The sequence below is a fragment of the Vibrio sp. MED222 genome (assembly GCF_000153005.1).
Taxonomy (GTDB): domain Bacteria; phylum Pseudomonadota; class Gammaproteobacteria; order Enterobacterales; family Vibrionaceae; genus Vibrio; species Vibrio tasmaniensis_A.
Genome location: NZ_CH902606.1, coordinates 339,924 through 361,882 on the forward strand (window position 1 = coordinate 339,924; position 21,959 = coordinate 361,882).

19 protein-coding genes and 1 pseudogene are annotated in these 21,959 nt (G+C 44.4%); 16 read left to right on the forward strand and 4 right to left on the reverse strand.

The annotated features are described in order from the left end of the window. The first annotated feature begins 62 nt into the window (after positions 1–62). The 10 genes from MED222_RS21200 (at position 63) to MED222_RS21240 (ending at position 8,930) form a co-directional block, all read left to right on the forward strand. Positions 63–596: a YbhB/YbcL family Raf kinase inhibitor-like protein gene (locus tag MED222_RS21200; protein WP_029225307.1), complete on the forward strand. Its 534-nt coding sequence runs from the start codon at positions 63–65 to the stop codon at positions 594–596. Between the two features lie 65 nt (positions 597–661). Next, positions 662–1,441 (forward strand): helix-turn-helix transcriptional regulator, encoded by a 780-nt coding sequence (locus MED222_RS21205; protein WP_009845017.1) that lies wholly within the window; start codon positions 662–664, stop codon positions 1,439–1,441. A 124-nt stretch (positions 1,442–1,565) separates the two neighbouring features. Further along, complete coding sequence (locus MED222_RS21210) at positions 1,566–2,945, forward strand: D-serine ammonia-lyase (RefSeq protein ID WP_050395107.1); 1,380 nt, start codon at positions 1,566–1,568, stop codon at positions 2,943–2,945. Between the two features lie 151 nt (positions 2,946–3,096). After that, positions 3,097–3,897 carry a hypothetical protein gene (locus MED222_RS21215; RefSeq protein WP_032555020.1) on the forward strand — a complete coding sequence of 267 codons (801 nt, stop codon included), beginning with the start codon at positions 3,097–3,099 and terminating at the stop codon, positions 3,895–3,897. 263 nt (positions 3,898–4,160) lie between these two features. Beyond that, positions 4,161–5,222 (forward strand): tryptophan--tRNA ligase, encoded by a 1,062-nt coding sequence (gene trpS / locus MED222_RS21220; RefSeq protein ID WP_050395109.1) that lies wholly within the window; start codon positions 4,161–4,163, stop codon positions 5,220–5,222. A gap of 137 nt (positions 5,223–5,359) precedes the next feature. Beyond that, positions 5,360–5,728, forward strand: coding sequence for a hypothetical protein (locus tag MED222_RS21225; RefSeq protein ID WP_032555021.1), 369 nt, complete (start codon positions 5,360–5,362; stop codon positions 5,726–5,728). A 121-nt stretch (positions 5,729–5,849) separates the two neighbouring features. Continuing rightward, positions 5,850–6,230: a VOC family protein gene (locus MED222_RS21230; protein ID WP_032555022.1), complete on the forward strand. Its 381-nt coding sequence runs from the start codon at positions 5,850–5,852 to the stop codon at positions 6,228–6,230. Between the two features lie 137 nt (positions 6,231–6,367). After that, positions 6,368–6,811: a hypothetical protein gene (locus MED222_RS19855; protein ID WP_032555129.1), complete on the forward strand. Its 444-nt coding sequence runs from the start codon at positions 6,368–6,370 to the stop codon at positions 6,809–6,811. A gap of 351 nt (positions 6,812–7,162) precedes the next feature. Further along, positions 7,163–8,023: a delta-class carbonic anhydrase gene (locus MED222_RS21235; protein ID WP_032555023.1), complete on the forward strand. Its 861-nt coding sequence runs from the start codon at positions 7,163–7,165 to the stop codon at positions 8,021–8,023. Between the two features lie 280 nt (positions 8,024–8,303). Next, positions 8,304–8,930, forward strand: a complete 627-nt coding sequence (locus MED222_RS21240) for a LysE family translocator (protein WP_032555025.1) — start codon at positions 8,304–8,306, stop codon at positions 8,928–8,930. 102 nt (positions 8,931–9,032) lie between these two features. Here MED222_RS21240 and MED222_RS19850 read toward each other — a convergent pair whose 3' ends face one another. Next, positions 9,033–10,415: an MATE family efflux transporter gene (locus MED222_RS19850; RefSeq protein WP_032555026.1), complete on the reverse strand. Its 1,383-nt coding sequence runs from the start codon at positions 10,413–10,415 to the stop codon at positions 9,033–9,035. 460 nt (positions 10,416–10,875) lie between these two features. Here MED222_RS19850 and MED222_RS21245 point away from each other — a divergent pair, with 460 nt between their 5' ends. From MED222_RS21245 to MED222_RS21255, 3 genes are all read left to right on the forward strand, one after another. Continuing rightward, positions 10,876–11,733, forward strand: coding sequence for a tyrosine-type recombinase/integrase (locus MED222_RS21245; protein WP_032555027.1), 858 nt, complete (start codon positions 10,876–10,878; stop codon positions 11,731–11,733). Then, positions 11,730–12,821: an IS91 family transposase gene (locus MED222_RS21250; RefSeq protein ID WP_017101402.1), complete on the forward strand. Its 1,092-nt coding sequence runs from the start codon at positions 11,730–11,732 to the stop codon at positions 12,819–12,821. The genes MED222_RS21245 and MED222_RS21250 overlap by 4 nt, the downstream gene beginning before the upstream one ends. Before the next feature lie 287 nt (positions 12,822–13,108). Further along, a complete protein-coding gene (locus tag MED222_RS21255; RefSeq protein WP_032555029.1) occupies positions 13,109–13,642 on the forward strand; it encodes a DUF6985 domain-containing protein in 534 nt (177 codons plus the stop codon). A 279-nt stretch (positions 13,643–13,921) separates the two neighbouring features. On the opposite strand, the gene MED222_RS19845 is transcribed toward MED222_RS21255, so the two are convergent. Further along, the gene (locus tag MED222_RS19845) at positions 13,922–14,974 is read right to left on the reverse strand and encodes an IS91 family transposase (protein ID WP_032555030.1); all 1,053 of its coding nucleotides are present in this window, start codon (positions 14,972–14,974) and stop codon (positions 13,922–13,924) included. Then, on the reverse strand, positions 14,971–15,858 hold the full coding sequence (locus MED222_RS21260; protein ID WP_032555032.1) for a tyrosine-type recombinase/integrase: 888 nt from the start codon (positions 15,856–15,858) through the stop codon (positions 14,971–14,973). The genes MED222_RS19845 and MED222_RS21260 overlap by 4 nt, the downstream gene beginning before the upstream one ends. Before the next feature lie 162 nt (positions 15,859–16,020). Between MED222_RS21260 and MED222_RS21650 the strand changes: the two are divergent. The 3 genes and pseudogenes from MED222_RS21650 to MED222_RS21285 all read left to right on the forward strand — a co-directional run. Next, positions 16,021–17,077: pseudogene (locus MED222_RS21650) on the forward strand (IS3 family transposase); the annotation flags it as partial. A 565-nt stretch (positions 17,078–17,642) separates the two neighbouring features. After that, on the forward strand, positions 17,643–18,080 hold the full coding sequence (locus tag MED222_RS21280) for a hypothetical protein (RefSeq protein ID WP_017097967.1): 438 nt from the start codon (positions 17,643–17,645) through the stop codon (positions 18,078–18,080). Positions 18,081–18,212: 132 nt separating this feature from the next. Then, positions 18,213–18,875, forward strand: coding sequence for a M23 family metallopeptidase (locus MED222_RS21285; RefSeq protein WP_029223951.1), 663 nt, complete (start codon positions 18,213–18,215; stop codon positions 18,873–18,875). Between the two features lie 174 nt (positions 18,876–19,049). On the opposite strand, the gene gcvP is transcribed toward MED222_RS21285, so the two are convergent. Beyond that, positions 19,050–21,929, reverse strand: a complete 2,880-nt coding sequence (gcvP, locus tag MED222_RS19840) for an aminomethyl-transferring glycine dehydrogenase (RefSeq protein WP_032555034.1) — start codon at positions 21,927–21,929, stop codon at positions 19,050–19,052. Positions 21,930–21,959 lie beyond the last annotated feature (30 nt).

Genomic DNA, 21,959 nt, shown 5'->3' on the forward strand with positions numbered 1-21,959 from the left:
TTGTCATTACTGGGCGTGTGGAGGGAACTATACTGGACTCATACCTAATAAGAGGAACTATCATGAAACTCATCATCAAATCAGTATTAGCAATTAGTATTTTGGCGGCAGGCTCTGCTCAAGCGTTCGAATTAATCAGCAACGATATTCAAGAAGGTCACCCAATGGCGAAGACCTTTGAATACTCAAGTTGGGGTTGTGACGGCGGTAACCTATCACCACAATTGATGTGGAAAGATGCTCCAGCAGGAACCAAAAGCTTTGCAGTCACGGCTTATGATCCAGACGCTCCGACTGAAAGTGGTTTCTGGCACTGGGTCGCGTTTGATATTCCAGCAACAGTGAGCGACCTACCTCGCGGTGTCGATATCTCTAAAGTGGGTGGCAAAGAAGGCCGAATCGATTATGGAACGGTAGGTTTCGGTGGCGCTTGTCCTCCAGAAAAAGATGGTATGCACCGTTATCAATTCACGGTTTGGGCATTACCAACGGACAAACTTAACCTAGACGAAAACACGCCGTCGGCAGTGGTTGGATTCACGTTGAACAGCATGGCTTTAGACAAAGCGAAACTGACGGCAACTTATACACGCTAATAGCTTATGTACGTTAAAAGCTTATACACGTACATAATAAGCAAATAAGCAAATAAGGGGATGAGATGAATCAATATCAAGTGACGATCTTTCGTGCAGAGCAGTTACAAAAACTGCGTAATGTGAGGATTCTATCCCCTAGTATTATTCAGATCATTACAGGCAGTAAGCGCCTGTTTTGGAAAGACTCAGCGGCAGAACTCTCACATTCTGAGCTGCTGTTGTGTGAGGCATCAGCGTCATTGAGTTTTGAGAACATGCCCCACAAAGGGCGTTTCCTTTCGCGTGTATTCAGTTTTCATTTCCAACCGACGCAAGCAATGCTCGATCTGAGTGAGGATCGAGCAATTGAACTGGATTTACCCACCGTGGAGGCAGATCGAGGTTTGCAAGATTCTCTCAATGCGTTGTTTTCGTTTGATCGTCAGAGCATGAGTGAACAAACCCAACAATTTTGGTTGCAGGGTTTGTATCAGCAATTAGCCGAGAAGGGCGTGTTGCATCGATTGTTTATTAGCTCAAACGTTTCGTTTAGCCAGAAACTTAGCCACTACCTTTCGCATTCACCGGACGAGAAACATCCGTTAGAGTCGGTAGCAGAGCGCTTTGCGATGAGTCGCGCCACGCTTATCCGAAAGCTCAAACTGGAAGGTATGCAATATCGTGAGGTGTTGGCTGAAGTTCGGTTGAGTCACGCACTTTATCTGATGCAAAACGGACAGCAGAATGTGGCGATGTTGGCCCAGTCTTGCGGTTACCAATCGGAAGGACGTTTTAGTCAGCGCTTTAAAGGAAAATTTGGTTTATCGCCTAGTGAGTACATCAAGACAGTGGTCAGCAATTAAGTCGTAAGACGTATCGAGCAAAGTAAGCCTAGTTAATTACAGGTCATTGAATAATTAAATAAATACCGTTTTAATAAGCTCAAAACCAAATGTTTGTAAGAGCGCAGATTGCTGTGTACCAGAGATGATGGCGCTATACCAGAGAAGGTCACCCATGACTGATTTGAACCCAAAAAGTGAATTAAATATAGAGAAGCTCACCAACGATTTCCCGTTGTTAAAACAACTTATAGCGTTAGAAGAAGTGAGTTGGTTTAACCCAAACATCACGACGTTAGAACAGGGTTTACCTTATGTGGGGTTAAGCGAAGAGGACATTCAAGATGCAAGCCTGCGATTACAAAGGTTTGCCTCTTATCTGGCGAAGGCATTCCCTGAAACACAAGTCACCAATGGCATCATCGAATCTGAGCTTATCGATATCCCTGCAATGAAGTTAGCATTAGAAGCTCATTATCAGCAGCCAATAAAAGGGCGTTTGATGATGAAGAAAGACAGCCATTTACCGATTTCAGGTTCAATCAAAGCGCGCGGTGGTATCTATGAAGTACTAACGCATGCCGAGAAGCTTGCCATTGAAGCTGGGTTACTGTGTGAGAGCGATGACTACAGTAAGTTACTCGAACCTGAATTTCGTGACTTCTTTAAACAATACAGTATTGCGGTAGGGTCTACGGGTAACTTAGGCATGTCGATTGGCATAATGAGTGCCAAGTTAGGCTTTACAGTGTCGGTTCACATGTCTGCTGATGCGAGAGCGTGGAAGAAAAACAAACTGCGTGAGCATGGTGTCAATGTGGTCGAATATCAGCAAGATTATGGCGTTGCAGTAGAACAAGGACGCAAAGAAGCCGCACAAGATCCTCGATGTTTTTTCATTGATGATGAAAACTCACAAACCCTGTTCCTTGGCTACTCGGTGGCGGGGCAAAGACTAAAGCAACAGTTTGAACAGCAGCAGATTCTGGTCGATGAAGACCATCCACTGTTCGTTTACTTGCCATGTGGAGTCGGTGGCGGCCCCGGTGGTGTGGCATTTGGCATGAAGATGGCTTTTGGTGACCATGTACACTGTATTTTTGCTGAGCCAACCCATTCGCCTTGTATGTTGCTCGGTGTTCATACCGGTTTGCATGATGAGATTGCGGTGCAAGATCTGGGTATCGATAACCTCACCGCCGCAGACGGTTTGGCGGTGGGTCGGGCTTCAGGTTTCGTGGGTCGCGCGATGGAGCGCTTGCTTGATGGTTATTACACATTAACCGATGAACGCATGTATCAATTGCTAGGCGAACTGAACCAAGCAGAGGGTATTCAACTTGAACCTTCAGCACTCGCAGGCATGCCAGGTGCGGTTCATGTTGAGCGAAATAGCGAATACCTTGCTCGTCTACAAATTGATGAATCGACGCTAGCGAATGCAACGCATCTTGTGTGGGCGACTGGCGGAGGCATGGTGCCAGAGCAAGAAATGGCAGCTTATTTAGCTAAGTCATCGGTGTAAATTGGATAGAAAGACGGATGATTGATGAGTTGAAACGAAGCAATAAGTTACGCAGATCGTTATCTCAAACACATATTTTATAAATTAGGCTTCTTAGATGTTCTAACTATCAGTTAGGTTGAGTGGCATTCAACTTGATAGGGATTGAGCAATGCAGACGGACAAAGTGATACAGACAAGACATATAAACACACCAGAAAAATTACTACAGCGTTTAGATGCGATTGGGGAGTCTTTGGAAGCATCGGGTAAGGCTCATGCTTTACTGGGATTGGGCTCGGTAGGTATTGAAACAGAACGACTTGATCAGTATTCAGATGTCGATTTTTTCGCGATAGTACAAACGGGGCATAAGCAGTATTTCTTAGACAGCTTGCATTGGCTCTCAGACATTCACCCAATCGACTACGCGGTGAGAAATACCGTCGATGGCTATAAAGTCCTGTACGCTGACGGAATCTTTTGCGAATTTGCGGTGTTTGAATCCCACGAGTTAGCGCATATCCCATTTGCTAAAGGGCGCATTGTTTGGCAGCAACCTGAATTTGATACTCAGTGTTGTGTTCCACCAGCAAAAGGCGAGGCACACGCAAACTCTCAAGAATGGATCATCGGTGAAGCACTGACCAATCTTTATGTGGGCATGAGCCGATATAATCGCGGCGAGAAGCTTTCTGGCTCTCGCTTTGTTCAATCTTACGCTCTTGATCGTTTGATCGATCTTGTGGATCAAACTGAGCATTCTGAGCCTGAATTCGTTGATGAATTTATGTCGGATAGAAGGCTAGAAGCACGCTTTCCTAAGTTTGCTCAATTGCTACCAACCTTTACCCAAGGTTACGAGCGCACGGCTGAATCGGCACTTGCCCAACTAGCGTTCCTCAACACCCACTTCACAGTTAACCAAGCCATGTGTGACCGAATCACTGAACTGTGTTCCAGTAAAGATTAAGCCTATAACCTGTTAATCTTAAGACCTATTTTCTTGGTGCGCGTAAATAACAGTTGTCGCTCGTCTGTATTGTTGATAGGTTTTAACCATGAAATTTAATTCTGCTTCAACTTCAACTTCAACTTCAATTTTCTTTTGGTGGTGCTCTCAATAGAGCAGCACGGAATACTTACATTCTTTAGCTGCTGGACGGTAGCTAAGAATGTCATCAAAAATGTCGCCTCTTTTTATCTCCAGTAGCCTTTTTAACTTGGAGATACACCATGAATACCAACTCAAACAGCCATACCGACAGCAATAATATTGGCAGTAAGAACAATACCAACAAGCCTGAAATTATTCTGACTGGCGATAGAGCAACTGGGCCTTTACATTTGGGTCATTACGTCGGTTCACTTAAACAAAGAGTCTCTTTGCAGCATATTCACGACCAAACGATATTGGTCGCTGACATGCAAGGGCTTACCGACAACGCCCATAATCCTTCGAAGGTTTCTTCCAACATTCTCAATGTAGTCGCTGACTATCTTGCGGTGGGTATCGACCCGACCAAGACCACGATTTGTCTGCAATCACAGCTGCCGGTGTTAGCTGAGCTCACCATGTTCTACAGCAATCTTGTTTCTATCGCTCGCTTAGAACGGAATCCAACAGTCAAAAGCGAAATTCAGAACAAAGAGTTTGGACGTTCAATTCCAGCAGGCTTCCTCACTTATCCCATCTCACAGGCGGCAGACATTACTGCTTTTAACGCGACTTTAGTGCCTGTTGGCGATGATCAACTGCCGATGTTAGAACAAACCAATGAGATAGTAAGGAAAGTGAATTCGCTCGCTGGCAAACCAATCTTGAATGAATGCAGGCCGCTTCTCAGTAATGCATCTCGTCTGCCTAGTACTGATGGTAAAAGTAAGATGTCTAAATCGATGGGCAACGCCATTAATTTGGGTGCAACAGAGAAAGAGATCAGAGCTGCAGTCAAATCCATGTATACCGATCCAAATCATCTACGAATTGAAGAGCCAGGCAAGGTAGAAGGCAATATCGTGTTCACTTATCTTGATGCTTTTCACACAGACGCTAACTATGTCAGTCAACTAAAAGAGCATTACCAAAGAGGTGGGCTAGGCGATGGACAAACTAAGAAAGTGTTGGAAGAGTGCCTGCAAGAGATGCTTCGTCCTATTCGTGAAAGAAGAGCTGAGTTACTGGATGATAAAGCGCAGCTCATCGATATTTTGCGAAATGGTAGCGAAGTCTCTAGGGAAAGGACGCAAAAGGTACTGTTCGATGTAAAAGGCGTCTTTGGTCTGAATATTATCTAGCACTGGCTGTATGTAAATAAAGTCAATTAATTTGAATGATGATTACGGTTGATTTATAAAATGGATTTTGTGAATGGAAATGAGGTTGTATGGCAACGCATGATTTCACACTCCAGCTTTCAAGTTATGGTAATTAAATGAAAATTAACGTTTTACTCTCTGTCTTATTTTCGGCTTTGGTTTCAATGTCTGGCTGTTCAGATGTGGTCAGCGATGAGTACTCGACTTATGCGCAAGCCAAACAAGAGCGATTGTTTGACAGGGGATGGTTACCCGACATTCTGCCTAAATCTACCGTGAAGATTGAAGTGAAAAATGATTTGGATGCGAATACTTCAGAAGGAAGCTTCGTTATCAACGAGCCAGCATTGTCTGAATTTATTGGGAAGTTAAAACCGACTGAATCAGCCAATCAATTTCAGTTTGTGGATGGCGAGAATGTTTGGGTGTTCAAGATTGGTGATGATAGTGTAGTTTCCTACACGCTCAGTAAGCGCGAAGGCTAAGTTCAGTAATTCCAACCTACATTTCTGTTATGAGTTATGTGGGTTGTCGAATGACATTGTTCACCTAACTGTGCCTAGTCACCGCCAATAAGCCCTTATCACTCTCAATTACAGGCAAGTAATGACGGAAATCAGTCATTTAGATCATTTGGTATTAACCGTGAAAGATTTACAAGTTACGGTCGATTTTTACCAACGGGTACTTGGAATGAAGCCTATCGAATTTGGCGAGGGCAGGTTGGCGTTGTCATTTGGGACGCAGAAGATCAATTTACACCTCAGCGGTAGCGAGTTCGAGCCGAAGGCAAGGCGTGTGCAGGTCGGTAGTGCAGACCTCTGCTTTGTTACCAATACACCAATGGCTCAAGTTGTCGAACATATCAAATCGCAAGGAGTCGCGATAGAAGAAGGGCCCGTACCACGAACAGGTGCAATAGGGAAAATTGTCTCTGTTTATATTCGTGATCCTGATGGCAACCTGATTGAGCTCTCGAATTATTAGTCTTAGGCACTAAACCTGTACGCTTTTGTTTACTCTTCAAGAACGCGACTTTTTGTGTTTACTCCGCTTATCACTGGATGTCGTCAGCCAAACAAAATACAATCGAACAATGCTTTATTGAGGTTATGTTTATCATTATGGTGAGACACTTACTCACATTCATCGTTAGCCTGTTTTTTTTAACCGCTTGCTCCACAACGAGTAATGAGCAAATCGAAGAGAAGACACTGACCAACGAAAACACTTTGTCGAACACTGTCGAAGAAGATACGGATCTAAATGTCATTGCTGAGTCTACTGATGAGATAAATGCGGATTTAGTTAAAGACTCAAATATAAGCGGCAAGACGCAAGCTGAATCAGTTGGAGCTCCTCAAGCTAATGCTACGCAAGAAAGCACATCTCAAGTAACCGTTAAACAAGCGACCGAAGATCAAGTCGAGACCGATAATGAAAAAGGGCTTGGAAGTTACCTATTACTTAACAATGAGCCGACTAAGAAAGTGATTAAATCTCTAGAAGGCGTGACAGACGCATTGAACGTCATGACGTTTGGGATATTTGCCACTGGTAATGGTTAAACCGTTAACCAAGAACACTAACCTAATAGATAGAATGAGACGTGAAGGCGAGCCAAGTGGTTCGTCTTTTTGATCTTACAAACCTTGTCGTCGTTGCATTTTATATGCATTGATCGCTTATCAAGCCGCTCAGTCAGGGGACAGTCAACAAAGTAGGAAATTACTCGTTCTGGAAGGGAGTCGCCGTATTTACTGTGTTTGACTTGTTCTATACATCTAGGGTTCTAATACTCATCCCAAAGTAAGCAATGAAATCTAATCTTACAAAGACAACCCTTATATTCACTTGTGAGCATAGTAAGATGTTTGCTGTTAGGTTCGGTTTAGGTATCAATATTCTAGGGAAGAAATATGAACAACAAGAGTGTGTTTTTAAGCGTCGCGATGGTGATGTTATCTGCTCAAGCAAATGCATCTGATGTGAACCATGAGTCTGTCTCAGATGGTGTTATCGCAGAACAAAGAGCTAAGCTTTCTGAAAACACCCAAGGGCAAGGTTTTGGCCCGCAAGCCCCACGAGATTTGGGTTCATTAGAAGGAACAAATACCAGACTGTTTTCGGATGCCCCTGATTCAACAGCAATGAACTTATGTAATATTCACTTCCATAAGAACGCTGAGCATAAAGGCGGTGAGTTTACTCAATACGCTGGCAACGGTGATGGTAAGGGATTCCAGAGTGGATTTAAATACACAGGCAAGTTGAGTTCAGCTGAGCTGAAACCATTTGAGGGCAAGGTTTGTCCGAGCGCTCATGGCTCTTTGCATTCAGGTGACACCATCGAAGTGCATTATGTGTACTCGACAGCACAAGTTGAACCGGGTGAAACACTGGGCGCTTGTTTTAACGATGCAATTACCAACCCGCAACTGCGTGTAGAAACCCAAGTTTACGTATTAGTGAATGACGACAAAGCACTCGATTTCGAAGCATTGGCGAAACACTCTAAAGTGGATGGTTTGCACCAAGCAACCAACATTCCACAAGATACTGGCTCAGCGATTCAATACGCAGGTTCTACAACAGGCCCTGGTTATAATGAACAAGGTTCGCCCTTCCAAGTAACATGGAGCGTTCGTCCACAAGTCGCGAAAGTAAATATCGCGACAGTAGGTAGCTGGTGTGAAGGCAATGACTTTAACGAAGATCACGCCCACGGTGTGAGAAATATAGTCGTAAGCCCTGAGTTGTTGTCACCAATATTGAATTAATCTTGTTACGTTGATTTTCGATCATTGTTTCGAAGGCGGGCCTCTAGGTTCGCCTTTTTTGTGTCTTAACGAAAAACAATTTGGTGATTGGTTTAAGTTGAAGTTTATGTCTGGGGTTAAGGCTAGGCTAGGCTTAGGCGTAGTGGGGAAATTACGTGTGACACTTATTCAAAACATGAGTTGTGTGAATCGTTTTTAGTTAAAAACGTTCTTTACCCGAATCGGAGCTCCGTGATACGTTCAAAACTTATAATGTTGAATGATATTTGAGGGACGGCAGATGTCACTAGAAGGCGCAGTTACATTCTTTATTGCCATGTTTATATTTGGTATTACTCCGGGACCTGGCGTATTTGCGATTTTGGCTCGTGGTATGGTTCATGGATGGCGCAAGTGCATCACGCTTTCGTTAGGTATGATTTGCAGTGACCTTATTTATCTTACGCTCGCCTGCTTCGGCCTAGCGACCATTGCCGAGAATTGGTCGATTGCGTTTGAGGTGATTCGCTACGTTGGTGCAGCTTATTTGATTTACTTAGGCTATAAGATGTTTAAGAGCTTACCTGAAGTGCAAGGCTCAGCTGAACTCGCTGCCAAACAGAGCCAGAAATCCGAACTCGCGAGTTTCGCGCAAGGCTTTTTGATTTCAGCTTCAAACCCTAAAGTGATTCTGTTTTATATTTCGTTCTTGCCGACTTTCATTGATCTGACAGTTCTGCGCTCACAAGATATTGTCTTGGTTTCTGGTTTAGCATCTGTTGCTCTAATGTCCGGTTTAATGCTTATCGCTGTAGGCGCGGGTAGAATGGCAGGTTTGCTAAAAACGCCACGCGCGCATAGAAGATTAAATCAAAGTGCTGGTGGAATAATGATTGCTGCTGGCTCATATTTGGCGATAAACAGATAAATACAGCTCAATTTAAATAGAAAAAGCGCGTTGCTGCCTAGTGGCAGTAACGCGCTTTTTTGTATTTACTTTCCGGTGCGGTATTCGCTTACTAAAGCAGTATTAGCGAATTGCTGCGTTAATTGAAGGCAGTAAATCGCGCTTCTTAATCACGAATCGCAAGCGAACTAACATCAGCGTAGCAGAGATACTTAAACCCGTAAGAATACCAATCCAAAATCCTTCTTCACCCATTGCTGGAACAATGTGGTCTGTTAGCCCGAGCACCATGCCCAGTGGTAATGCTAAGCCCCAGTATGAAGCGATGGCTAACATCATCGGGATCTTAGTATCTTTATAGCCACGTAATGCGCCGTTAGCAGAGGTTTGCAGAGCATCACTGAATTGATACATAGCAGTAAAGGTCAACAATACCGCTGCCGTTGCGCTTATCGCAGGATCGGTAGTGTAAAGCCTGATGATCCACTCTGGGAACAACAGGAACATCGCAACCGAAAGCAAGGAAATTAACGCTGCAACTAAGATACCGACTTTACTGCGCTCAATTGCGCCTAGTTCGTCTTTCTCACCCAAAGCGTGACCAACACGAATCGTAATACCAAACGAAATACTCATCGGAATCACGTAAGTCAGGCTCGAAATGTTAAGTGCAATTTGCGCGGCTGCCACGTTCTCTGCACCAATACGACCAATCATCAACGCGATAACCGCAAAGATACTGCCGCACACCGCGATGTTCATGCCGATAGGTAAACCTAATCTTAGAAGGTGAAGCATCTCTTTTGCTTTTGGCTTTGCATCTGAAAAGTTGATGATGGTTTTGTAGTGGTGATGACCTTTAATGTAGGAATACAGCATTCCCGACATTAGCCAATACACTAAGCTAGTCGCCCAGCCACAGCCCACAGCCCCCATTTCAGGGAAGCCAAACTTGCCGTAGATAAGCACGTAGTTGACCGGAATATTCACCAACAAACCAACCACCGAAATGATCATCGGTACTTTGGTGTTGTTCATACCCTCACAAAAGCCATTCAAGGTGTAAAACAGGGCAATACCCGGCACACCGAAGGCTAGGGCAAACGCATAGTCGCTACCAATTGGAATGATCTCAGAGGCAACCCCAATCCACTCTAAGATCGGTTTCGCACTCACTAAGTAAGCGATGAGCAAGACGCTAGCAATTAATGCCAACCAAACCATTTGGAAGAACTCAACAGAGATACTTTGAAAGTCACGTGCGCCGCGGTGGTAAGCGACTACAGGCGTTAGCGCCATAATCACGCCACGAAGTAGCAGCAACACAGGAATCCAAAGGCTAGTACCCAGTGCAATAGCGGCGAGATCGGCAGGGCTTACTTGGCCAGCCATTGTCGTATCGACAAATCCCATCGCTTGGGTCGCTATTTGAGTCAAAATAATAGGAACCGAAAGATGCATAAGCGCACCCGATTCACGAGTAAAAGGACGAAGTTTCGTTAGCATGGAAGTTCACAACATCAATATAAATACACGAATGATGGCAGGATGGCCGGTGTGCATTTTAGGATGTGCCCCGTTGGGCGGGCGACAATATAAACACCTTACCGTATAGGGTCAAGCATTGGATTTATAGGGGCTAATTTGCTCTGGAAGAACGCTAGATTTGCATGGTGTTAGATACTGTTTCTATGTACATAACCTGATGATTTTAATGTGAATCATGCTAGATAGAAAGTTTCTATATTTGCTTGTTGAATTTCAATGTACACATCATAAGTCACTGTTATGGATGAACTAAATTTAGTACAATTGATGGCATAAGAAACTAGATAGAAAAATTCTATATTAAATACAGAATTTTTCTGTCTAAGAGCTGTTGAACTAAGCCGCTTCGCGGAGGGCTTTCCTCTCACTTACCTGATAGACCAAACTTATGATGTATCCATAGATTAAGGAATACATCATGACCTTATTAAGACAACAACTTATCGATGAAATGGCGGTTCGCCGTTTTTCTCCGAAAACCCATGCAAGCTATTTACGTTGGGTTAAAGAGCTATCTACTACTTACGATCTGTCTCCCGATTTACTCACTGATCAACAGATTAGTGCGTATTTACGTACGCTCACCACAGAGCGGAGCTTAAGTAGTAGTACTTGTGCTCAAGCTTTGAATGCCATCTTGTTCTTTTATCGTGCCGTTTTGAATAGAGAATTTGAAGAGCGACTGGTTCCCCCGATTAAACGCGCCAGTAAAATACCGGAGCTGCTTAATCGCGAGGAAGTAAGAAGTATCATTAGTCATTGTCGAAGTCTTAAATATCAGACCGCACTTGAAATGTGTTATGGATGTGGCCTACGTGTCAGTGAGGTCGTAGGCTTGTACGTGAAAGACATTGATGGTGCGGCGAAACGACTGCACATTCATTGTGGTAAAGGTAAAAAAGATCGCTTTGTTCCACTGGGTGATAGCCAACTGAATCATCTTCGAAATTACTGGTGTCATTATCATCCCACCGTAGTGCTGTTTCCCAGCCTAGAGCCCGAAAAGCCATTGGGTATTAGCTCTCTGCAGAAATGCTTCAAAGCAGCAAAAGTAGAGGCAAACGTCAGAAAATTAGGAGGAATACACGCCTTGAGGCACGCTTATGCGACTCATCAGCTTGAATCGGGCATGCCTTTGAATGTTCTTCAGCGTTACCTCGGACATTCGAATATCAAAACGACATTGAGGTACACCCATTGGATAGGTCATCACAACGAAAGCTCGGACGGAAGTAAGTTCGACTTAGTTGCTCAACTATGGGAGGAGAGCGAATGAACGCATTATCTCCTTACCAAGCCGTATTAACACAAGGCTTAGAAGAGCTTGATAAAAGCAAAGTCACACCGAGACAGTGGCAAGTGCTTAACCATTTAAGAGACTGCCGAACAGAGCGTATGGGCAGCTACGACTGGCGTTGTCAGCAATGTGGTCATGAAACGCGTTGGTACTGCTCTTGTCGAGACCGTCATTGCCCCAATTGCCAAGAGCAGATGAGACAGCAATGGCTAACAAAGCGAAGCCAAGATATTTTACCTGTGGCCTACCATCATATGGTTTTTACCTTACCTCACGAGTTCAATGCTCTGGTTAAAGCGCATCCTAAGGTGGTTTATCAATGCTTGTTTCATTCAGTGTGGGCCACATTATGCGCGTTTGCTAATGAGCGGCATCACCTTGTCGGTCAACTTGGAGCATTAATGGTTCTTCACACTTGGGGAAGAAATCTGAGTCAACATACTCATATTCATTGCCTACTACCGAGTGGGGTGCTTACAAAAGATCGGCAATGGCAACCGACAAGAAAAGAGAGTTACCTGCTTCCGGTTAAAGCCCTATCCGTTCGCTTTAAGAAAGAGATGTTATGCCGAGTAAGCGAGTTGATAGCAACGCACAGTAATTTATTAGAGGAAGCCGCTAGTAAGAGGTGGGTTGTGTACAGTAAACCTGTACTCCACGAGCCTACAGCGGTAGTGGGTTATCTATCTCGGTATTGCAATCGTATCGGGTTAAATCCCAACCAATTAAGTTATAACGTGGATGGCCGTATCACGATGAGTTACAAAGACTATCGAACCAATGGGACGCAAAGAATGTGTTGTAATGCGGGCGAGTTACTTCGACGCTTACTTTTACATGTGTTGCCTAAAGGGCTAATGCGAATACGCTATTATGGCTTTTTAGCTAATGCGGTACGGGTAAAAGCGATAGCGGAAATTAGGCAAAGCTTACGAAAGCGACCCGCAGAGAAGTCGGAAGTGTCGAAAGAGAAACCGTGTTGTCCGAACTGCCATAGCAACAGCATGGTACTCGTGTGCATCAATATTAGACCTAGGATAGTCGTTTCAGAGCATCGACTGACCTAGTTGTCTGATTGTAATGAATAAAATTATCGTTGTGTTATGGCGAGAGAGGGGCATTGTTCGCTTTTAAAAAGATTATGCAACGGGTATGGTCGCAGTAGATAAATTGGTGGCTAGAAGTGGAAAATGGACGGCTGATGGGGTACCAGTCTTAATGATAAGAGTGGAACGTAAGTCAGTCCTAAAAAGCAAACTCCATAGATAGAAGCGGCCAAGTCCAACAGGTATTTATCCATTGTGCTACGACAACGGATAAATACTTAAGCGTTATATTCACAAAGGAGGGTACAGTGTTTGACGTAAAGGAATGTAAATTCCCAGAAACTACCACTGATGAGTTTTTTAAATACACATCGAAAAAAGTCACTGGCTTTGCTGGTTTACAAATACGAAACGGTGCATATGGAAGTATCTCAAGTCCTGAAAAATCAGATGGTACAATCCACTTTTGTTGCGATAAAGACTTATCAACAGAAGAGTTTTTTGATGTAGTGAGTTGGATTGAAAAAAATGCGCTAGGTGTACTGAATAAATCGCTTGAGTCTTTTGTTGAACAATATTGGTATATGCGTGATTTAGTAATCGATAGCCTGATTGATGAAAAACCTGATGATATCGTTCCTCAAATTTCAACGCATAAAGATCTTTCAAAACTTTGTGGGATTGTAGCGGTTCATATCAAAGGTGATAGTACTATGGATATTCCTCGTTTCGGAATTGAATTCGGTTGTAATTGGGAGGAAGAGCATGGCGCAGGAGCTAATTTTAAAGGTTTAGATTTAGTAGAGACTGGAAGTTCCTCGGTGGGCTTTGATTTCGAGTGATAATTCGTTGCAAAGTGAATATAACTAATAAGGATTAAGGTGTTGCGTAGCCAACACTAAATCCCAAGTGTTGAACAAGCCCGAAGCCACTTTATTAAGTAAATTGTACGATTGAACTTGAAGGGCACATCGCTTTGAGGCTTTTCTCAAGGCGAGCGAGGTCAAGATAAGGTTGCGATAGCAATCTTATCAACCAGTTAGCTGTTTTTCGTTTCTTTCGTCGTCACATCTCCTCTGTTTTCGTCAATGCCATTCTCCTTATTATCCAATGCCTTTCGGCTAGGTGGGTCGGCTTACTCCAACACATGCCATTTCATGTGCACAGCAAGGGCATACTCGTATCGCTTTGCTCCTTATCGGTGCTGTCACTGGCGGCATCATATAGAGTAGGTTCAACAGCAACAGCTGAATACGAACTCTTAAGGCGTGTGCTTGACCACGTAAAAATCCGTAGTCTCTTACTCGCTGTAACCCTTTGGGGAGCACGTGCTGCAAAATGAGCAGCAAGAACTTAAGGATGGGCAAAGTGCGCGTTCGCCATGTATTGGTTTGGCTCTCTTTATAGCGGAACGTGACCGTATCATCGGTGATATGGATGATGTCTTCATCAGGCAACACACCACGATAGAGATAGCGAGCTAAATAGCTCAGTGCAGCCTGACCATAACCAACCTGCCTACAATCGACCACCCATTGTTTGGGAATGCCACTCGGCAGCCACAACGTTGGGTGCTGATTAATTGCTTCTAGCATTCTTGCTCGCCAGACTTTGGCTAAAGCAAATGCGTTAAAAAGGTAACGTTTGTTGCCTTTGTGCCACGTTTGTCTTGATGGGTCGTATTGGCCTGCCGCCACAATAATGTGCAGGTGTGGGTGCAAGTTTCGTTGTCGGCTGTGGGTATGCAGCACGGCTGTAAACCCAAGTTCACCTTGCATCTGCCTCTTCGCAAAGTCCTTTAAAACCCCCGACGCCACCTTAAACATACCGTTATATGTCGCTTTAGGTTGATGCCTTGCTAAAACCCTTAGTTGATACGGTAAAGTGAAGGTCACCATGAAATAGTGAACAGGCAACCGCTTTTGCTGCTGACGTTGTAGCCAGTCAGAAGTGGTGCGTTGTTGGCATTGAGGGCAGTGTCGATGACCACAAGAAAGCGGTAATCGATCGCCTTGATGGCAGTGGCTGCAGAACCACTGTGAGCGACCTTGTTGCTCTGTTTTACAACGCAGCATCGCACCAATGGCCCGATGCATATCGCCATTCATCTGCGCATAATAGTGACGCTTAATCGCAGAATGATGTTGGCGAAGCAGTTCAATAAAGGTACTCATGTAATGCTCCCCGTTAAGTCTAGAGCATCAGTTAAATGGTTGATGGCCATTGCCGCATCACGTTGCTTTATCTGAGTCATTCGGGTGTAACGGGCCGTGGTATTAAGGCTTGCGTGACCCAGCAGCGTTTGCAGTGAACGCAGGTCAAGCCCTTGCTCAAGCAAGTGCGTTGCAAAGCAGTGTCTGAGAGAGTGGGGACTCGCGTGTTTTTGGATGTCACACTCTTTGAGCACAAGCTTCATGGTTTTTTGAATGCCGCCTCTGTCCATCGGTGCGTCGTCACCTTTTCCAAGCCCGGGAAACAGCAAGCGAGGGTGCTTGTGGCTGAGCCAGTGTGTGCGGAGTGCCTTAAGTGTTCGCAGAGGAAGCGGCACCATTCGGTCTTTGCCGCCTTTTCCTTCGCGTATGTGAACCCGCATCGTTTGGCTGTCGATATCGTGAACCGTAAGGTTGAGTCCTTCACCAAGGCGTAATCCCATGCTGTAAAGAGTTAAGAAGAACACTTGATAACGGGCTTGTCGCGTGTGGTTAATCAGCGAGCTGATTTGTTGCGGTGTGAGTATGTCAGGCAGTCGTTTTACCTGTGGCGGCTTGACGATATTGAGCCACTTCCACTGTTTACCCAGTGTGTAGCGATAGAAAAACTGCAAGCCATTACGATCGAGTTTAATGGTGCTCCACGAGTGGGTTTGGATAAGAGACGCAAAGAACTGTTTGAGATCGGCCGTGGTTAATGTGTCAGGAACGCGATCGAAATGAGCGGTGATCCGACGAACTGCACGAGAATAGGCATCAATGGTCGCGGGTCGTTTACCTTGCAGCTTTAGGTTGGTAAGGTGTTGTTCATAAAGGGCGTTGTAGCGTTTTAAGTCGGTGGGATTCATAAGTTACTCCTGTCAACGACCATCAGGGTGATGGTGTGACAAGAGTATGGCTTGCACTTGTTTTACTCTGCCGCGCAGCGGCTTCGTTCAACAACCTGTTTAAGACAGATTCTGTAGTTGACCCGATCTACTGGACACCTTCAATTGTAATTGGAGGTGTTTATGCCAGCTTATAAATCAGGTAAAAAACTCAACAATATCCCACGGAATTTAAGGTAATTGCCATCCGATTTTCGCTTCGAGAAGGAGCTACAGTTAAAAGCGTGGCGCTATCATTAGATATCCACCCTTATATGCTTTCTAAATGGCGAAAGGACTATCGAGAAGGGGGTATTATGGAAGATAAACGCAAGAAAAGGACTCAGATCCCGAGCCAGAAAACTGAGTCTAGTCGGATTGCAGAGCTTGAACGTCAGAACGAACAACTTAAGCTCGAGAATGACTTGTTAAAAAAATGGCAACGATTCGTTGCCCAAGAAAATCGACAAAACTCCGATTCATAGCCCATTACAAAACACGTTATTCCATAGTATTGATGTGCCGTTTTCTATCTGTTTCTAAGTCGGGTTACTACGCATGGCTTGGCAGAGAGCCAAGTCGCTATGCTCAAGAAGAGCAGGCTTTGAAGAAGCGAATAATTAAAGTGTTTTCTCAGAGTCAAGAGACCTACGGTAGTCCAAGGGTTCATGCAGAGCTTAGGCGCCAAGGAGTTTTGGTTAGCCGCAAGCGTGTGGCTCGGATCATGAGAGAGCAAGGCCTACGAGCGCGAAGTTATCGGATTTACCTAAAGATGGCCAAGCTACATCGGTTCTATCAATCGATTAAGAATATTGAAAAAGATACACCAAAACCAACGGCAGTTAATCAACAATGGTCTGGAGATCTAACGTATATAAAGCAAGGTAAACGTTGGATGTATCTAGCGGTCGTTATCGATCTTTACTCGCGTAAAATCGTCGGTTGGTCGCTTGGTAGCAAGAAGAGTACACAGCTAACGATGAGTTCGTTGAGAATGGCAATTAGAAATCGAAAGCCACAAGAGCGATTATTGTTTCATACCGACAGAGGCTCTGAATATCGAGCCCATGAAGTTCAAGCTTTACTATCAAAAAATGGAATTGTCCCGAGTATGAATCGTCCAGGTCATTGTACTGATAATGCGGAGGTGGAGTCGTTCTTTCATACGCTCAAAGGCGACATAATTAGGAAATATAGCTACGTGGCATTTTTGAACTCCCTCGAAGTAAATTCTTACTGTTTTGCATAGTAAACTAGTTGCTCTTAGCCTATTGGCTTTACAATGCCAATTAGGAGTGGATATGTTCAAGTGCCCAAACTGCGCAGAGCCCTTGACTGTGAGGGATAAGTTTAAATTCATCCCTGGCAAACTAATAAAATGCAAAAAGTGTTCTCATGAGTTAAAGCTGTTCAAGGTCTATTATTATGCTACCTTTTTTGTTGCAGCTTCGGGTAGTTCCCTTTTCGTCAATCAATTCGGACTTAACGAGTTAAATGCCGCAGGATTAACGTTTGCGTGTTGTTTTTTGTGGTTTATATGTCAACCAATTAGGAAAGCGTAGTTTTAACAAAACGACGTTTAAGACGGATTCCCAACGCTTGGCATTTTCGGATTGCTTTGAATTTAGTGTTTACGGCACGATGGTTTAGGTTTGGTGGTCAACGTTTACCCACTGCTTAACGCGGTGCTAGTTGCCGTACGCCGTATTACGTTGCTCACCACATAAGCGGCCGTCATACATCGCTAGCCAATGAGTGATAGATATATGATTTACAAATGGATTTGTGTTTTAGGATGTATAACTCTCTTGATTTACAGTTGTAGCCGAAAACAAGAAATACAAAATGGCTGCTTTCAATCGTTCTCTATATTGGCAACCGATTATTTTGGAACAAGTGAGCCTCAGGTATGGAAAATTATTGGAAAGAATGCGGGTGACGACTTCTTGCTGGATAATGAAATTTTGGGTTTTGTTGTAGACCGTGATTTTAGCTCTTATATGGAGCCACTTGCTGATAGGGAAGTGCTTAAGTTCACAGGTCGCGTATATAAGTCTTGGCCGAGTTGGCCAGAAAAACACCTTGGTGGCGGCCGCAAGAACATTCAATATGAAGTCCTTATTAACCATGGTAAGTATTTGGTTCTTGATAGAAGGTCTAGAAGTAAACACATACCATCAATTGAAAAGCGCTGTGATTTTTAACGCACAGGCGTATAACAAGCATTTGAGAGTGATTCGCAACGCTTGGCGTTTTCGCTTTGCTCAAAGTATAGCTAAGCGCCGCTCACAACTTAATGCAGCGTATACGCTTCGATGTCAATGGAAGGGAAATCGATGGAAATATCAAAGAAAGTTATTGTAATCATTACCCTTACTATTTTGCCTTTAGTATTTTTAGGTTCAAAAGTACTCACGGACACGAAACAGCGGCTGGTTGATGAAGAACTTAATCTTGTCCGTCCGATATTAGAGGGGATTGCTGAAAATTTAAAAGAGCCATATAGATTTCCTCTGGATTCACGTTCAGAATTACAGGGTTTTGCCTCATTTAATACTGCTTCTCGATTTCCTCATTTATATCATGCTGCCATAGACTATTTCGCTGAAGTTGGAGAGCCGGTATACGCTATTGCTGATGGTGTTGTAAGTTATTCTGGTTACATGAACGGTTATCCTGGCGTTGTGATTATTGATCACCCAAAAGAAAACCTTTATTCATTGTACGGTCATCTGTCATTAAAAAGCTGGTTAGTCTCAAAAGGGGCAATTAAAAAAGGGGATTTGCTTGGTTATATAGCTGACCCTTCAGAGGATTTTGGCATTGGTGTAAATGCCCATATACATTTTTCAATAAGAATGGGGTCACGTATGGAATACCCAGAAACTGGTCCCGATCGTTGGATGGGGGGATACACAACAGAACCTCCAATATTTAAAGGGTACATAGACCCTGAACAATTCATATTACTAACCAAGTCTAAATTATCACGAAACTAATCCAATACGCGTATAACAAATAATGATTGAGCGTTGCCTAGCCAACGTTAAATCCCGAGTGTAAAACAAGTCCGAAGTCACTTTATTAAGTAAATTGCACTAGCAACCAAATAACTACAAAAACAAAAAAGCGAACCAAGTGGTTCGCTTTTGTTTATCTAAAATCTACAAAAATTAGTCTTCGTAGTTATCGATACTTGGGCAAGAACAGATTAGGTTACGGTCACCGTATACGTTGTCTACACGGTTAACAGTTGGCCAGTACTTCGAGTTCTTGGTTGCTTTCGATGGGAAGCAAGCCAGTTCGCGAGAGTAAGGGCGATCCCATTCTGCGCCTGAAAGGTCAACTTGTGTGTGCGGTGCGTTCACTAAAGGGTTGTTGTCTAGTGGCCATTCACCGGCTTTCACTGCTGCCATTTCGTGACGGATTGCGATCATCGCTTCACAGAAACGGTCTAGCTCTTCTAAATCTTCTGATTCAGTTGGCTCTACCATTAGTGTGCCAGCTACTGGGAAAGACATAGTAGGCGCGTGGAAACCGAAGTCCATTAGACGCTTAGCAATATCTTCTTCGCTGATGCCTGTGTCTTCTTTAAGTGGACGAATATCGATAATACATTCGTGCGCTACGCGGCCGTTAGTGCCACGGTAAAGAACAGGGTAGTGAGGACGTAGTTTCTCCATCACGTAGTTCGCGTTCAGAATCGCTACTTTCGTTGCGTCTGTTAGGCCAGGTTCGCCCATCATTGCGATGTAAGCCCAAGAGATAGGTAAGATTGAAGCACTACCTAGATCTGCTGCTGATACTGCGTAGTCAGAACCTTGTACACCGTTTTCGATGTGACCTGGTAGGAAAGGTGCTAGGTGCGATTTAACACCGATAGGACCCATACCCGGACCGCCACCACCGTGTGGGATACAGAATGTTTTGTGTAGGTTCAAGTGAGATACGTCTGAACCGATGAAGCCAGGTGAAGTTAGGCCTACTTGAGCGTTCATGTTCGCGCCGTCTAGGTAAACCTGACCGCCCGCTGCGTGAACTTGTTCACACACTTCTTTCACTTGCTCTTCGTATACGCCGTGCGTAGAAGGGTAAGTGATCATGATGCTTGATAGGTTTTCTTTGTGCTTCTCGATTTTCGCTGCTAGGTCTGTCATGTCGATGTTGCCATCTTCATCACACTTAACAACCACTACCTTCATTGAAACCATTGATGCTGTTGCAGGGTTAGTACCGTGCGCAGAGCTTGGAATCAGACAAACGTTACGGTGAGCTTCACCGCGGCTTGCGTGGTAACGTTGAATCGCGATTAGACCTGCGTATTCGCCAGATGCACCAGAGTTAGGCTGTAGTGAGAAATCGTCGTAACCGGTAATTTCACAAAGCTTCTCTTTAAGATCTTTCGCTAGCGCTGTGTAACCTGCTGCTTGATCAAGAGGTGCGAATGGGTGAATAGAACCAAACTCAGGCCATGTTACTGGGATCATCTCAGCAGCAGCGTTCAGCTTCATCGTACAGCTGCCCAGTGGGATCATGCCGTGCGTTAGTGAGAAGTCTTTGTTCTCAAGCTGTTTTAGGTAACGCATCATTTGCGTTTCGCTGTGGTGCGTATTGAATACTGGGTGAGTTAGGAACTCTGATTCACGACGGCAGTTTTCTGGAATTGCTGCAAACTCGTTTGATGCAATGTCAGAAGAGAGTACTTGAACGTCTTCTTTCACGTCGAAGATTGCGAACAGTGCGTTCACGTCGTCGATTGTTGTTGTTTCATCTAGGCTGATACCAATCTTATCAACAAGTCGGCGAAGGTTGATGTCTGCTGCTTGCGCTTTCGCGTACAGTGCATCTGTCTTGTCTTCTGTGTTCAGCGTGATGGTATCAAAGAAGCTGTTGTTCGTTAGCTCGTAACCCGCTTTAGTCAGGCCAGCCGCTAGGATAGCTGTCATGTGGTGTGTACGACGAGCAATTGTACGTAGGCCTTCTGCACCGTGGTAAACCGCGTAGAAAGACGCCATGTTTGCTAGAAGTGCTTGAGCTGTACAGATATTCGATGTCGCTTTCTCGCGGCGGATGTGTTGCTCACGAGTTTGCATTGCCATACGAAGTGCTTGGTTACCGTGCGTATCGATAGATACACCAATTACACGACCTGGCATTGTACGCTTATGCTTTTCACGTGTTGCCATGAATGCAGCGTGTGGACCACCGTATCCCATAGGAACGCCGAAACGTTGCGCTGAACCAATTGCTACATCTGCGCCCATTTCGCCAACAGGCTTAAGTAGTGCAGAAGCAAGAAGGTCAGTTGCAACGGTTACAAGAGTCTTGTTAGCTTGAGCTTTCGCAATGATGTCAGTTAGGTCGCGAACTTCGCCTGTTGTACCAGGGTATTGGAGAAGCGCACCAAATACGTCTTGCTCTGGAAGTGTTTCAAGAGCACCAACCATGACTTCAAAGCCGATGTACTCTGCACGAGTCTTAACAACTTCTAGTGTTTGAGGATGAACATCGTCGGCAACGAAGAATACTTTGCTCTTGCTTTTACCAGCACGCTTACACAGTGTCATCGCTTCGCCAGCGGCTGTCGCTTCATCAAGAAGGGATGCATTCGCGATTTCCATACCAGTTAAGTCCATTACCATTTGTTGGTAATTGAGTAGAGCTTCAAGGCGACCTTGAGAAATCTCTGGTTGGTATGGGGTGTAAGCTGTGTACCAGCCTGGGTTCTCTAAAACGTTACGTAAAATAACGTTTGGAGTGAATGTGTTGTAGTAGCCTTGGCCAATGAAGGTACGTTTCACTTGGTTTAGGTTAGCGATCTCTTTAAGAGAGGTCAGCATGTCCATTTCGCTCAGTGGCGCAGCAAGTGTCATTGGTTTTTCAAGACGGATTTGTGCAGGAACCGTTTCGTCGATCAGTGCGTCTAGGCTAGTCGCGTTGATCGCTTCAAGCATTTTTTGCTGGTCTGCTTTATTAGGGCCGTTATGACGAGCAACAAACTCGTTTTGCGTACCCAAGTCTTTCAGTAATTGGCTTTGAAGTAATTCAGTCATGATATGTTCTACTTTCTCTCTGGAGCCGTG

What these genes read in the sequence shown, in the direction of transcription:
- MED222_RS21200 (WP_029225307.1), top strand. Translation starts at nt 63, where the DNA reads ATGAAACTCATCATCAAATCAGTATTAGCAATTAGTATTTTGGCGGCA.
- MED222_RS21205 (WP_009845017.1), top strand. Translation starts at nt 662, where the DNA reads ATGAATCAATATCAAGTGACGATCTTTCGTGCAGAGCAGTTACAAAAA.
- MED222_RS21210 (WP_050395107.1), top strand. Translation starts at nt 1,566, where the DNA reads ATGATGGCGCTATACCAGAGAAGGTCACCCATGACTGATTTGAACCCA.
- MED222_RS21215 (WP_032555020.1), top strand. Translation starts at nt 3,097, where the DNA reads ATGCAGACGGACAAAGTGATACAGACAAGACATATAAACACACCAGAA.
- trpS (WP_050395109.1), top strand. Translation starts at nt 4,161, where the DNA reads ATGAATACCAACTCAAACAGCCATACCGACAGCAATAATATTGGCAGT.
- MED222_RS21225 (WP_032555021.1), top strand. Translation starts at nt 5,360, where the DNA reads ATGAAAATTAACGTTTTACTCTCTGTCTTATTTTCGGCTTTGGTTTCA.
- MED222_RS21230 (WP_032555022.1), top strand. Translation starts at nt 5,850, where the DNA reads ATGACGGAAATCAGTCATTTAGATCATTTGGTATTAACCGTGAAAGAT.
- MED222_RS19855 (WP_032555129.1), top strand. Translation starts at nt 6,368, where the DNA reads ATGGTGAGACACTTACTCACATTCATCGTTAGCCTGTTTTTTTTAACC.
- MED222_RS21235 (WP_032555023.1), top strand. Translation starts at nt 7,163, where the DNA reads ATGAACAACAAGAGTGTGTTTTTAAGCGTCGCGATGGTGATGTTATCT.
- MED222_RS21240 (WP_032555025.1), top strand. Translation starts at nt 8,304, where the DNA reads ATGTCACTAGAAGGCGCAGTTACATTCTTTATTGCCATGTTTATATTT.
- MED222_RS19850 (WP_032555026.1), bottom strand. Translation starts at nt 10,415, where the DNA reads ATGCTAACGAAACTTCGTCCTTTTACTCGTGAATCGGGTGCGCTTATG.
- MED222_RS21245 (WP_032555027.1), top strand. Translation starts at nt 10,876, where the DNA reads ATGACCTTATTAAGACAACAACTTATCGATGAAATGGCGGTTCGCCGT.
- MED222_RS21250 (WP_017101402.1), top strand. Translation starts at nt 11,730, where the DNA reads ATGAACGCATTATCTCCTTACCAAGCCGTATTAACACAAGGCTTAGAA.
- MED222_RS19845 (WP_032555030.1), bottom strand. Translation starts at nt 14,974, where the DNA reads ATGAGTACCTTTATTGAACTGCTTCGCCAACATCATTCTGCGATTAAG.
- MED222_RS21260 (WP_032555032.1), bottom strand. Translation starts at nt 15,858, where the DNA reads ATGAATCCCACCGACTTAAAACGCTACAACGCCCTTTATGAACAACAC.
- MED222_RS21280 (WP_017097967.1), top strand. Translation starts at nt 17,643, where the DNA reads ATGATTTACAAATGGATTTGTGTTTTAGGATGTATAACTCTCTTGATT.
- MED222_RS21285 (WP_029223951.1), top strand. Translation starts at nt 18,213, where the DNA reads ATGGAAATATCAAAGAAAGTTATTGTAATCATTACCCTTACTATTTTG.
- gcvP (WP_032555034.1), bottom strand. Translation starts at nt 21,929, where the DNA reads ATGACTGAATTACTTCAAAGCCAATTACTGAAAGACTTGGGTACGCAA.